The organism is Plantactinospora solaniradicis (assembly GCF_042658085.1).
GTDB classification, from domain to species: domain Bacteria; phylum Actinomycetota; class Actinomycetes; order Mycobacteriales; family Micromonosporaceae; genus Plantactinospora; species Plantactinospora solaniradicis.
On record NZ_JBHSPR010000018.1, the window covers coordinates 89237 to 102150 of the forward strand.

General features: G+C 70.9%; 11 protein-coding genes. 3 read left to right on the top strand and 8 right to left on the bottom strand.

Translation table 11 applies throughout. The features are described 5' to 3' along the window. Nucleotides 1-39: 39 nt before the first annotated feature. Both purF and ACFP2T_RS22145 read right to left on the bottom strand, forming a co-directional pair. The gene (gene purF, locus ACFP2T_RS22140; RefSeq protein WP_377424648.1) at nucleotides 40-1617 is read right to left on the bottom strand and encodes an amidophosphoribosyltransferase; all 1578 of its coding nucleotides are present in this window, start codon (nucleotides 1615-1617) and stop codon (nucleotides 40-42) included. A 139-nt stretch (nucleotides 1618-1756) separates the two neighbouring features. Continuing rightward, on the bottom strand, nucleotides 1757-2119 hold the full coding sequence (locus tag ACFP2T_RS22145; protein WP_377424649.1) for a sterol carrier family protein: 363 nt from the start codon (nucleotides 2117-2119) through the stop codon (nucleotides 1757-1759). 153 nt (nucleotides 2120-2272) lie between these two features. Between ACFP2T_RS22145 and ACFP2T_RS22150 the strand changes: the two genes are divergently transcribed. Further along, nucleotides 2273-4210, top strand: coding sequence for a carboxypeptidase regulatory-like domain-containing protein (locus ACFP2T_RS22150; protein WP_377424651.1), 1938 nt, complete (start codon nucleotides 2273-2275; stop codon nucleotides 4208-4210). A gap of 88 nt (nucleotides 4211-4298) precedes the next feature. Here the strand turns inward: ACFP2T_RS22150 and ACFP2T_RS22155 are convergent, their stop codons facing one another. The 4 genes from ACFP2T_RS22155 to purS form a co-directional block, all read right to left on the bottom strand. Continuing rightward, complete coding sequence (locus ACFP2T_RS22155) at nucleotides 4299-5075, bottom strand: 2-phosphosulfolactate phosphatase (protein ID WP_377424652.1); 777 nt, start codon at nucleotides 5073-5075, stop codon at nucleotides 4299-4301. Between the two features lie 62 nt (nucleotides 5076-5137). After that, complete coding sequence (purL, locus tag ACFP2T_RS22160) at nucleotides 5138-8011, bottom strand: phosphoribosylformylglycinamidine synthase subunit PurL (protein WP_377424654.1); 2874 nt, start codon at nucleotides 8009-8011, stop codon at nucleotides 5138-5140. Further along, nucleotides 8008-8691, bottom strand: coding sequence for a phosphoribosylformylglycinamidine synthase subunit PurQ (purQ, locus tag ACFP2T_RS22165; protein ID WP_377424655.1), 684 nt, complete (start codon nucleotides 8689-8691; stop codon nucleotides 8008-8010). Before purQ ends, purL begins: the two co-directional genes overlap by 4 nt. Then, nucleotides 8688-8951, bottom strand: coding sequence for a phosphoribosylformylglycinamidine synthase subunit PurS (purS, locus tag ACFP2T_RS22170; protein WP_192766014.1), 264 nt, complete (start codon nucleotides 8949-8951; stop codon nucleotides 8688-8690). The genes purQ and purS overlap by 4 nt, the downstream gene beginning before the upstream one ends. A gap of 359 nt (nucleotides 8952-9310) precedes the next feature. On the opposite strand from purS, the gene ACFP2T_RS22175 reads away from it, so the two are divergent. Both ACFP2T_RS22175 and ACFP2T_RS22180 read left to right on the top strand, forming a co-directional pair. Continuing rightward, on the top strand, nucleotides 9311-9991 hold the full coding sequence (locus tag ACFP2T_RS22175) for a S1 family peptidase (protein WP_377424657.1): 681 nt from the start codon (nucleotides 9311-9313) through the stop codon (nucleotides 9989-9991). A 157-nt stretch (nucleotides 9992-10148) separates the two neighbouring features. Further along, nucleotides 10149-10667, top strand: coding sequence for a YbjQ family protein (locus ACFP2T_RS22180; RefSeq protein ID WP_377424659.1), 519 nt, complete (start codon nucleotides 10149-10151; stop codon nucleotides 10665-10667). Between the two features lie 65 nt (nucleotides 10668-10732). Here the strand turns inward: ACFP2T_RS22180 and ACFP2T_RS22185 are convergent, their stop codons facing one another. Further along, nucleotides 10733-11242 carry a hypothetical protein gene (locus ACFP2T_RS22185; RefSeq protein ID WP_377424660.1) on the bottom strand — a complete coding sequence of 170 codons (510 nt, stop codon included), beginning with the start codon at nucleotides 11240-11242 and terminating at the stop codon, nucleotides 10733-10735. Between the two features lie 111 nt (nucleotides 11243-11353). Continuing rightward, nucleotides 11354-12778, bottom strand: coding sequence for an adenylosuccinate lyase (purB, locus tag ACFP2T_RS22190; RefSeq protein WP_377424661.1), 1425 nt, complete (start codon nucleotides 12776-12778; stop codon nucleotides 11354-11356). Nucleotides 12779-12914: the final 136 nt, after the last annotated feature.

The window sequence follows — 12914 nt, forward strand, 5'->3', positions numbered from 1 at the left end:
TCGCCGGCCGAAACTCGTAAGCCGCGCCCGGCCTGGTGCCTACGCGTGCGACGGCACCTCACCGCCGCTCGAACTGCTCACGAACGGTTGACCACCCGGACCGCGGGACACGGACGCGGCCCCACGGTCGCGATCCACCTCCCCCGGGCCGGCGGCGGCAACCCGACGGTCCACTCCTTCGAGTACGTGCTTGCCGATCAGGTTCCCGGCAGGCAGGTCGATCGGGTACTCCCCGTCGAAACAGGCCCGGCAGAGTCGGGTCTTCGGCTGCTCGGTGGCCGCGATGAGGCCGGCCAGGGAGACGTACCCGAGGCTGTCGGCCCCGATCGAGCGCCGGATGCCCTCGTTGTCCAACCCGTTGGCGAGCAGTTCCGCCCGGGTGGCGAAGTCGATGCCGTAGAAACAGGGCCAGTTGACCGGCGGCGAGGAGATGCGTACGTGCACCTCCAGCGCGCCGGCCTCACGCAGCATCCGGACGATCGCCCGCTGCGTGTTGCCCCGCACGATGGAGTCGTCGACCACGACCACCCGCTTGCCCCGGACGTTCTCCCGGAGCGGGTTGAGCTTGAGTCGGATACCGAGCTGACGGAGGGTCTGCGACGGCTGGATGAAGGTGCGCCCGACGTACGGGTTCTTCATCAGGCCGGCGCCGTAGGTGATGCCGGACTCCTCCGCGTAGCCGATCGCGGCGGGAGTGCCGGATTCCGGAACCGGGATCACCAGGTCGGCCTCGACCGGGTGCTCACGGGCGAGCTGCCGTCCGATGCCGACCCGGGCGGCGTAGACGTTGCGGCCCGCGATCGTGGTGTCCGGCCGGGCTATGTAGACGTACTCGAAGAGGCAGCCCTTCGGCTCCGGCGCGGCGAACCGGGCCGAACGGAGCCCGTGCTCGTCGATGGCGATCAGCTCACCGGGCTCGACCTCCCGGACCACGCTCGCCCCGACGATGTCCAGGGCGGCGGTCTCACTGGCCACCACCCAGCCGCGCTCCAGCCGGCCGAGCACCAGTGGCCGGACGCCGTGTGCGTCCCGGGCGGCGTAGAGGGTGGTCTCGTCCATGAAGACGAAGCTGAACGCGCCGCGCAGGGTGGGGAGCACCTCGAGCGCCGCCGCCTCGACCGACAGGTCGGGCCGGCTGGCCAGCAGCGTGGTCACCAGGGCGGTGTCCGAGGTCGAGCCGTCGGAGTCCATCCCGCGCTCGACCGCGTCGCGGGCGAGTTCGGCGGTGTTCACCAGGTTGCCGTTGTGCGCCAGGGCGATCGTGGTGCCCGCCGAGGTGGCCCGAATGGTCGGCTGGGCGTTTTCCCAGGTCGATCCGCCGGTCGTGGAATACCGGGTGTGCCCGATCGCCAGGTGACCACGCAGGCTCGCCAGCGTCGGCTCGTCGAAGACCTGAGCGACCAGGCCGAGATCCTTGTACACGACCACACCCGAACCGTCGCTGACGGCGATGCCGGCAGCCTCCTGGCCTCGGTGCTGGAGGGCGTAGAGACCGAAGTAGGTGAGCTTCGCCACCTCTTCGCCCGGGGCCCAGACCCCGAACACGCCACACGCGTCCTGTGGACCGGGTCGTTGGGGGTCGAGGTCATGGCTCAACCGGCCGTCGCCTCGGGGCACCTGCCGCTCCCTTTGCTGATCTGCTCGGACTCGCCTGTCGCCCGGGTGATACGGAGTTCCGTCGACTCAGAGTGTACGCGAACCGCAGCCGATACAGAGAGCCACGTTATGACCCCCGTAAGTGACAGATGGTGATTGATTAGTAGGGCGAAATAGGCAGATAAGCGGAGATATCCGAACGATTGCCACTGGTCTGCACGAGGCCCTGTTCCATGGCCTCCGACCACGGCATTCGCCCGGTGGCGAGCCGGATCCAGGTGACCGGGGCCATCTCGACCACGTTGGGCGGCGTACCACGGGTGTGTCGCGGCCCGGCGCAGCACTGGACCGCACCATATGGTGGGACACGGACCTCGACCGCCCGGCCGGGCGCCCGTCCGGCCAGGTCGCTCAAAAGGGTACGAACCGCGTCCCGCAAAGTCACTCGATCGGGCGTACGCCCAGCGTCGAGCTCTGCCAGGACGGCCACGATCGGTGAGGACTTATTGTGCGGAGAGGACACGTCGGGACGATACGACCTAGCTTTATGGCATTTCTCGGCGCCCCTGGGTCGCGCTCATCCGGTCAGACAAGGCATAGTTGCCGACGGTGTACTCGTATGGGTTGATCCTCGGCCGGCAACGGGTCGGCGGTGGTGAACCGGAAGGCGGTGGACGTGACAGCACACCGACGAGCCTGGATCTCCCGGGCCGGTGTGGTAGTAGCGCTGGCAGCCAGCGCACTATTCGCTCTCCCCGCCACACCAGCCCTCGCAGACCCAGTGCTCCGCAACGTCTCCGCCTCCCCGAGTTCGGTCGACGTCAACGGCACCGTCACGGTGAGGTTCACGCTCGGCTTCGTCGACGGCGGCGACGACGCAGACATCACGGTGAGTTCCTCCAACAGTTCCCGGCTGCGCTGCGACGAGGGCTGTGGCGTTCAGAATGCCGAGCCCGGCACCTACACCGCGGTGTTCAAACGGACGTCGGCGACCGTTGACTCGGATCAGCGGGTGACGATCACCGTAGAGGCGACCGAGGAGATCCTCCTCGGCGGCACCAAGACGGATCGGGAGACGGCCACGGTCACCCTGGTCGGCAAGCCCGCGCCGCCAGCGGTGCAGACCGTCGCCGAGGTGTCGGGGCGGGTCACCAACGAAACCACCGGCGACCCGGTCTCGGGCGCCAGCGTCCGGCTCAAGGACGGGCAGGGACGGGATCGCACCACCAACACGAACAGCAGCGGCAGCTACCGGTTCACCGGCTCGGAGAGTTCGCCGATCGCGCCCGGACAGCTTGAGATCCGGGCCACCAAGGGCGGCATAACGGACACCCGGCGGGTGAGCGCGAGCGCCGGCCAGCGGCTGAACAACCAGGGCATCGAACTCGCCATCACCGCGTCCCCGAGTGCCACTCCGGAGAGCACCGAGGAAGCCGTCGAGGAAGCTCCCCTCGAAGAGGAAGAGAGCGAAGCGCCCGCCGAGAGCGGTGCGCCCGACCAGAACAACGCGGCCAACGAGGACTCCGGTTCGGGCCCCTGGCTCCTGATCCTCGCCGGCGGCCTGCTGGTCGCGCTCGGTGTCGGCGCCATCGTGCTGCTGGTGATGCGGCGCAAGGAGAGCGACGACGACGATGACGACGAGGACGGAGCGGACGGACCCCGCGGCGGAGGGCCGACCGGCCGTGGCGGTGGCTACCGGGGCGGTGACGACGCGACCCGGGTCGCGACCCGAGGCGGAGCCGACCCGACCATGGTGAATCGGCAGTCGCTGGCGGACGCGCCGACGATGATGCACAACACTCCGCTGGTCGAGGAGTTCCCGGACCCGTACGGCGCACCGCTGCCCGGGCCGCAGTCGCCCGGGTACGGCGGCGGGCAGCAGGGCTGGGGCGCGAACGGCTACGACGACCGGCCCGGTTCGGGTGCGGGCGGCTACGGCAACGCACCGGGCTCGGGTGCCGGTTACGGCAACGCACCGGGCTCAGGTGCCGGCGGCTACGGCAACGCCCCCGGCTCGGGTGCCGGTTACGGCGCTCCCGTCTCCGGCGCGGCACCGGGCTACCGGGACCCGGCGGGCGGCTACGACGAGCAGTTCGACGAGCCGACGGGGCGGTACACCGGTCGGGGTGGCGAGGACTACGGTCCGGCCGCCGACCCGTACGAGACCGGTTCCTACCGGCCGTCCTCGGGTGCCGCAGCCGGCGGCTACGAGCCCGAGCAGCCGTACGGCCAGGAGAACGGGTACGACGGCGGGGCGTACGGCGGTGGACGCGGCTACGACGAGCCGAGGACCGGTGCCGGATACGACCGGGGTGACGACGGGTACGGCGCCGGCAACGACGCCTACGAGACCCGTGCCGACGCCTACGGCCAGCCCGGGTACGAGGCCGATCGCGGCGGGTACGACCAGCCGGCGACCGGCGGCGGCTACGACCAGCAGCGTGGTGGCTACGACGCGGCGGGCGGTTACGACGAGCGCGAGTACGACCAGCAGCAGGGTGGTGGCGGGTACTACGACGATTCGCCCCGGGCTGGCGGTGGCCACAGTCGGTCCGGCGCTCCGCAGCAGCCGGGCCGATCGGAGCGCCGGTCGCTCGACTGGCTGGACGACTGAGGAAGTCGACGCAGGAATGCGCTGAAGGGGCCCGGTTCGCGATCGCGAGCCGGGCCCCTTCGCATCGGCCCTACGGTCGTGAGGGGTGTCAGGCTGCCGAGAAGATGCCGTTGCGGAGCACCGGAACGACGTCGGAGACGCCGACCTGGACCGCGATCTCGACGTCCTGCCCGAAACCTCTGGTCGTTAGTTCCCGGCCCGACACGCAGCCCCGGACCGCGGCCGGGATGTCGTGGAGGCTGTTCAGCGTCGCCAGCGCCAGTGCCGCCTCCACGGAGAGGCCACCGGACACCGTGGACAGCACGTCCAGGACCGCCGCCGCGCCGAGCTGGTCCTCGACACTGGGTCGCAGGGTGTCGTCCGGCCAGCGCTCACCGGCGGCGATCACGCCGATCGGCGCCTGCGTCGAGCCGTACCCCTGGGCGAGGAGCCAGCGCCCGACGGCGCCCGCGTTACGCAGACAGGCCGCCACCACCGGCAGCCCGGTCGCGCTCGCGGCGGCGCTGATGGCGGAACCGTTCGGGGACGGAAGTACCAGGTCCGGCACCACCGGTGCGGCGGACAGCGCGGCCGGCGACAGCGACCAGGGATGGTCCGGAGAGATCGCACGTCGGCCGACCGCAGCGACCGCACCGACCCGGGTCGCGTACTCGCCGGCCTGGGCACCCCAGGGGAACGGATGCACCCGCATCCCCCGGGCGACCGCGACCTCCACCGAGGTGGTGAAGGAGAGCACGTCGATCACCACCAGCACGGCGCAGACCCGGCTCAACTCGGCCGCGCCGGCCAGGCCCCAGTCCAATCGGACCCCGCTACCGGGTTGTGCGTAGACCGATTCGGTCGTCGGCTCGATCCGTCCCGTCACGTTGCGGCCCCCGTTGTCCGTGTTCGACCGCCCACCGCTCGACCGCCCGTCCGGCGGTCGACTCAGCCCGCTGGGCGACTCCCGGCGTCCGGTCCCGTCGCGGTCGGCGCCGAACCGGTCGGCCCGGCCTCGGCGGCCGGGGCCGCATCGCCCGGAGCGTCGGCCGCGTCGGCGTCGACCGGGCGCGCCGGCACGCCGGAGCTGGCCGGCCCCGGGGTCGCGGACGACCCCGCGTCGACCGGAGCCGTGGCCGAAGGGGTGTCGACCGGAGCCGTGGCCGGAACGGTGTCGACCGAGGTCGCGGTTACCGGAGCGGTCTCGACCGGAGCCGCCGTCGTACCGGCGTCGGTCGTCTCGCCGGCAGCGGCCGGGCCTGCCTCGGTCGCGGTACCGATCGGGGCGGCGTTGTCACCGAAGAGGCTCGGCAGGGTCGACGTGAACGCCGCCCGCAGTTCCTCCAGGCCGATCGTGAAGTGGTCCCGGACCTCGAGCTCGCCGCCGTTGGTGTCGGTGACACCGACCAGGGTCCACGGCACGCCACGCTCGGCGCAGAGGGCGGTGAACGCCTTCTCGTGCCCGCGCGGAACGGCCACCATCGCCCGGCCGGCGGACTCGCTGAACAGGAAGACGAACGGCATCGAGCCGGCGGCGAACTCCTCCGGCACCGCGATCCGGGCGCCGACGCCGTGCCGCAGGGTCGACTCGACCAGCGCCTGGGCCAGGCCGCCGTCCGACAGGTCGTGTGCGGACCGGAGGTGTCCCACCCGGGCCGCCTCGGCGACCAGTTCGGCGAGGGTGCGCTCGCCCGCGAGGTCGACCCGCGGCGGCACGCCGCCAAGGTGCTCGTGGGTGACCCACGCCCACTCGGATCCGGACAGCTCCAACCGGGTCTCACCGAGCACGAAGATCAGGTCGTGGTCGGCGCCGGTGGTCCGGGCGAAGCCCATCGGCACCCGCTGCGCGACGTCGTCGAGCACGCCCAGCACGCCGACGACCGGGGTGGGGTGGATCGCCGCCGCGCCCGTCTGGTTGTAGAAGCTGACGTTGCCGCCGGTCACCGGGATGCCCAGTTCGGCGCAACCGTCGGCGAGCCCGCGTACGGCCTCGGCGAACTGCCACATCACGCCCGGGTCCTCCGGCGAGCCGAAGTTCAGGCAGTCCGTCACCGCCACCGGCTTGGCGCCGGTAACGGCCACGTTCCGGTACGCCTCGGCGAGGGCGAGCTTGGCCCCGTTGTACGGGTCGAGTCGCGCGTACCGGCCGTTGCCGTCGACCGAGATCGCCACACCCAGGCCGGACTGCTCGTCGATCCGGATGATCCCGGCGTCCTCGGGCTGGGCGAGCACGGTGTTGCCGAGCACGTAGCGGTCGTACTGCTCGGTGACCCAGCTCTTGTCGCAGAGGTTCGGCGAGCCGATCATCCGCAGCAGCGTCTCGCGGAGTGCCTCCGGAGTCGACGGTCGGGGCAGCGTCTCGGCCCGGTCGGCCTGCAACAGGATGAGGTCGGCGGGCTCACGCATCGGTCGGGCGTAGACCGGGCCGTCGTCCACAAGCGACCCCGGCGGCACGTCGACCACGGTGTGCCCCTGCCAGGTGACGAGCAGTCGACCCGGCTCGGTACCGGTCGAACCGTCGGCGGCAGGCTGGGCAGCCCCGGTCACCTCGCCGATCGCGCTGGCCGGTACGCCCCACTTCTCGGCGATCTTCAGAACCGCGTCGAGCTTCTCCGGGGCGACGATCAGCAGCATCCGCTCCTGGGACTCGCTGGCCAGGATCTCGTGCGGCTGCATCGACGCCTCGCGCAGCACCACCCGCTCCAGCCAGACCCGCATGCCGGTGCCCGCCGCGGCGGCGGTCTCGGTGAGCGCGCAGGTGAGCCCGGCGCCACCGAGGTCCTGGATGCCGACGACGAGTTGGGCGTCGTACAGCTCCAGGCACGCCTCGATCAGCAGCTTCTCCATGAACGGGTCACCGACCTGCACCGACGGGCGGCGCTGCTCGCTGCCGTCGTCGAAGGTGGCGCTGGCGAGTACGGAGACCCCGCCGATGCCGTCCCGTCCGGTTTTGGCACCCATCAGTACGACGATGTTGCCGGGCCCGGCGGCGGCCTTGTTCTGTAGCCGGTCCACCGGCAGTACGCCGAGGCAGAGCGCGTTGACCAGCGGATTGCCCTGGTAGCACGGGTCGAACACGACCTCGCCGCCGATGTTGGGCAGGCCGAGCGAGTTGCCGTAGGTGCCGATTCCGGCGACCACGCCGGGAAGCACCCGGGCCGTGTCGGGGTGGTCGGCGGCGCCGAAGCGCAGCGGGTCCATCACCGCGACCGGTCGGGCGCCCATCGCGAGGATGTCCCGGACGATCCCGCCGACGCCGGTCGCCGCGCCCTGGTGCGGCTCGACGAAGCTCGGGTGGTTGTGCGACTCCACCTTGAAGGTCACGGCGAGCCGGTCGGAGACCTGGATCACGCCGGCGTTCTCGCCGATCCCGGCCAGCATCCGGTCGCTCGGCGGCGCCTTCTCGCTGAACTGTCGCAGGTGGACCTTGCTCGACTTGTAGGAGCAGTGCTCGCTCCACATGATCGAGTACATCGCCAGTTCGGACTGGGTGGGACGTCGGCCGAGGATCTGACGGATCCGGTCGTACTCGTCGTCGCGGAGCCCCAACTCGGCGTACGGCTGAAGGTCGCCCGCGGTCGCCGCCGCGTGCGCGACGGTGTCCACGCCGTTGGGGTAGCCGTTCACCGGCAGTTCCGCCGCGCCGCTCGCCGATCCCGTGCGGGCGGCGTCCGACGTGGTGTGTCCGGGCCCGGACTGACCGGGTACGGGCGACTCCGGCCGTGCCGCGTGGCCCGCCGGGTCGACGGCCGGGCCGGTTGCCGAGGGGTGGTCGGCGAGGGTGGGCTCGGGCTGGCCCATGACCTCACTCCGTTCGATCATGCCGGCGCTCCCGCCAGGTGCTTGAGGATCGACGTGAAGAAGCCGAGCCCGTCGAGGGACGGACCGGTCAGCGCCTCCACGGCGTGCTCCGGATGCGGCATCAGGCCGACCACGTTGCCGGCCTCGTTGGTGATGCCCGCGATGTCGCGCTGCGACCCGTTCGGGTTGCCGTGCAGGTAACGCGCCACGACCCGGCCGGTCGCCTCCAGTTCGTCGAGCGTGCGCTCGTCGGCGACGTAGCAGCCCTCACCGTTCTTGACCGGAACGAGCACCTCCTGCCCGGCCTGGAACGCGTTGGTCCAGGCGGTGCCGGCCGACTCCACCCGCAGCCACTGGTCGCGGTTGCGGAAGTGCAGGTGCTGGTTGCGGGTCAGCGCGCCGGGCAGCAGGTGCGCCTCGCAGAGGATCTGGAACCCGTTGCAGATGCCGAGGACGGGCAGGCCGTCCCGGGCTCCGGCGGCGATCGTCTCCATCACCGGCGCGAACCGGGCGATGGCGCCGCAGCGCAGGTAGTCGCCGTAGGAGAAGCCCCCGGGCAGCACCACGGCGTCGACACCGTGCAGGTCCGCGTCGTCGTGCCAGAGCGGGACCGCTTCGGCACCGGCGATCCGGACCGCCCGGGCCGCGTCGCGGTCGTCGAGCGAGCCGGGGAACGTCACCACGCCGATCCTGGCGGTCATGGATGGCTCTCCTGGGCATCCGCGGCGTCCACCACGGTGATCGAGAAATCCTCGATCACGGGGTTGGCCAGCAGTTTGTCGGCGATTTCCCGAGCCCGGTCCAGGTCCGGCTGGCCGGCGAACTCGATCTCGATCCGCCGGCCGATCCGCACGGAGGACACGTCTGTGACTCCGAGCCTCGGCAGCGCATTCGCGACGGCCTGGCCCTGAGGATCGAGAATCTCCGGCTTGAGCATGACGTCGACGACGACGCGAGGCACTGGGCACTCCTGACTGTGTACGCAGTTGGGTGCCGGCCCACGAAAGGGGCGAGCGGAGCCAGCGTACCCGGCGGACCAGCGAGTTGACGCACGGGCCGGCCCTGCGGGCAACCCTGTGGACACCCGACGGCCAGCCGGACCTTCCACGGACCCGGTCACCCGCCGACCGGGGTCCGAAACCGGCCGAGGAGGTTCACCCTTGTGAATAGGTGACGAACGGCTTAGCGTGTGGCGTCAAACGTCCGGTTCTCCACACCGAACGTTGACTGTCCAGATCCGTACGGCGGACATCCCCCCGCCTACGGCGGCTCACCCCGACCCGGTGACCCCGGGTAAACCCCCCGGAAGGAGCCCTGTCCATGCGTCTTCGCCGAACCCTGGTGATGCTCGCCACCACCCTCGTCGGCGCGCTCGTCGCGCCCGCCGCCGCCTCCGCCGAACCGGTCACGCCGTTCATCATCGGCGGCGGAACCGTCTCGTCGGCCCCGTGGGCCGCTGCGGTCTTCAGCAACGGTTCGTTCACCTGCTCCGGCACCATCATCGCGGCACGTTGGGTGCTCACCGCCCGGCACTGCGTCAGCGGCACGATGTCGGTACGGGTCGGCAGCGTCAACCGGACCTCCGGCGGCGTCACCAGCGGGGTGACGTCCTCGGCCAGCCGGTACGACCTGGCGCTGCTCCAACTGTCCACCGCGATCAACACCTCGTACGTCACGCTGTCCAGCAGTTACCCGCCGGTCAACTCGACCAACTCGATCTACGGCTGGGGCATGACCTGCTACAGCGGCTGCTCGGCATCGACCCAGCTCAAGACCGCCAACGTGCGGGTGACCAGCACCAACGTCACCGACGCGTACGGAGGTCGGGCGATCCGGAGCACCCGGATCGACGGCAACGCCTGGCGGGGTGACTCCGGCGGTCCGGAGTTCTACAACGGCGCCCAGGTGGGTGTCGCCTCGACCGCGGACGGCGCGAACATCCAGAACTACGGCAGCGTCGCCTACAACCGCTCCTGGATCACCTCGGTGGCCGGGGTCTAGGCCCTACTGAAACCCTCCTCAGGGGTACGGCGCGGACGCTCCAGATGGGTTGGGGCGTCCGCGCCGCGCCGTTTCACGACCGCCGTGCCCGTTCACGAGGTCGGCGCCTTCTTCGAGCCGCAGACGGCGTTTCACGACGGCCGCGCCGTTTTGCAGAATGAGGCGATGTGAACAGGCCTCGCAATTTGGCCAGCCCCGTCTCTGCCAGCATCAACGTGTGCTGGTCGTGACGACGGATCACCTACCGGGGTACGAGATCCGCGCAGTACTCGGCGAAGTCGTATCTTCCCAGGCCCGAACCCGGAACCCGTACCGGGAAGGCGTCAAGGCTCTCCGAGGTGGTGCCTATGACCCCAAGGCGCCCGAAAACCTGACCCGCTGGCGTACCGACGCCGTGCAGAAGTTGGGCGAGGAGGCCACCCGGCTCGGCGCCAACGCCGTGATCGGGATGCGGTTCGACCACCGCGAGGTCGGCGAGATGTGGATGGAACTCTGCGCCTACGGTACGGCCGTGGTGGCCGTCCGGCAGCCCGTGGAGAATCCGCCCACCGACCAGCCGAAGGTCGCCGCCGAAACCGCGCACCTGGCGGAACCTCTCGACTCCGGCGCGATCGCGGAGGCGCCCAGCGCGCCGGACCTCGGCAGCGCCGCCGGCACCCCCACCCCCCGCAACTGACATGTAAGGAAGGGCCCCTTCTTATCGCTTTCTGTAGAAGAAGGGCCCCTTCTTAACACCCTCAATCAGCGGGGGACGCACCTGAGCAGGATGTTGCGCATCGAGCCCATGCCGTACCGGTCGACGTCGCTGGAGAGTGCCGCGACCTCGTGCAGGATCGGTCCGATCTCCACGCCGGCCGCGGTCGCCTCCCGGCAGACGTCCGAGAGAGTCAACAACTCGTCCCGGGTGTCGGCGCCCTGGTCGCGGGCGGAGAGCAGCAGCAACCAGCCCCGGAACCGGTCCGGAGTGTCCGCCGGGTACGACGGGCCGACCGCCCACCGGAACGACCGGTAACGGGCGAACAGTTCCCGGATCGCCGTACGGGTCGACTCGTCACCTTCGCCGTACCGGCTGAGCAGGGTGCCGAGGGCCGTTTCCGCCTCGTCCGCGACACCGGCCCGCACGAGGGCCGACGGCGCCTGACGCATCTTCTCCACCCAGTTCGGATCGTCGATGTCCACCGGAGTCTCGGCGATCGGCGCGAGGGCCTGGTTCAGCCGGGACACCACCGCTTCCACGTCGTCGTCCTGCACTGCCACAGTGTGGCGCCGACGCGCCAGCACACGACGGACCTCAGAGGCGGACCTCAGAGGCGGACCTCAGCGGCGGACGAGGTCGGACGGGACCGGGGGTCGGAGGCAGGGTCAGAGGATCGGCGCCGGCTCGTACGCGGCGGCCTCGGGGTGTGCGGCGACCACCTCGGCCACCCGCTCGGCGACGGCCCGGACCTGCGCGGACGCCGCCCCGGTGAAGCCGGCCCGGTCGGCGACCAGCTCGTCGATCTCGGCCCGGGTCAGCCCGAGCCGGCCGTCGGCGGCCAGCCGGTCGAAGAGGTCGTTGTCGGGGGCGCCCTTCTCCCGCATGCCCAGCGCCACGGCGACGGAATGTTCCTTGATCACCTCGTGTGCGGTCTCCCGGCCGACCCCGCGCCGTACCGCCGCGACCAGGATCTTGGTGGTGGCCAGGAACGGCAGGTAGCGGTCCAGCTCCCGGGCGATCACCGCCGGGTACGCGCCGAACTCGTCGAGCACGGTGAGGAAGGTCTGGAACAGCCCGTCGGCGGCGAAGAAGGCGTCCGGCAGCGCGACCCGGCGGACCACCGAGCAGGAGACGTCGCCCTCGTTCCACTGGTCGCCGGCCAGCTCGCCGACCATCGACAGGTAGCCCCGGATGATCACCGCGAACCCGTTGACCCGCTCGCTGGACCGGGTGTTCATCTTGTGCGGCATGGCGCTGGAGCCGACCTGGCCCGGCTTGAACCCCTCGGTGGCCAGTTCCTGGCCGACCATCAGCCGGATCGTGGTGGCCAGCGAGGACGGCGCCGCCGCCGTCTGGGCGAGCGCCGAGAGGACGTCGAAGTCCAGCGAGCGCGGGTAGACCTGGCCGACGCTGTCCAGCACCCGCCGGAAGCCGAGATGCTCGGCGACCCGGCGCTCCAGCTCGGCCAGCCGCTCGGCGTCACCGTCGAGCAGGTCGAGCTGGTCGGCGGCGGTGCCGACCGGCCCCTTGATGCCACGCAGCGGATAGCGCTCGATCAGGTCGGTCAGCCGCTCGTACCCGATCAGCAGTTCCTCGGCGGCCGAGGCGAACCGCTTGCCGAGCGTGGTCGCCTGGGCGGCGACGTTGTGCGAACGTCCGGTCATCACCAGGTCGGCGTGCTCCACCGCGAGCCGGGCCAACCGGGCCAGGGTCGCGACCACCCGGTCCCGGATCAGCTCCAGCGAGGCGCGGATCTGCAACTGCTCGACGTTCTCGGTCAGGTCCCGGGAGGTCATCCCCTTGTGCACGTGCTCGTACCCGGCCAGCGCGCTGAACTCCTCGATCCGCGCCTTGACGTCGTGCCGGGTGACCCGCTCCCGGGCCGCGATCGAGGCCAGGTCGACCTGGTCGACCACCCGCTCGTACGCCTCGACCACCCCGTCCGGCACCGACACGCCAAGATCACGCTGTGCCCGGAGTACGGCCAGCCACAGCCGCCGTTCCAGCCGGATCTTCTCCTCCGGGGACCAGAGCACGGCGAGTTCGGCCGAGGCGTAGCGGTTGGCGAGGACGTTGGGAATGCTGCTCACCCCGCCATTCTTGACCATCCCGCCCCGAGCCGACCTGTCGGGCACCGGGCCCAGCGGTCTTCGAGCACAGCGGTCTTCGTACAGGTGGTTTTCGTACAGGTGGGCGCACGGCGTGGTCCGGCGTACGCCCACCCGG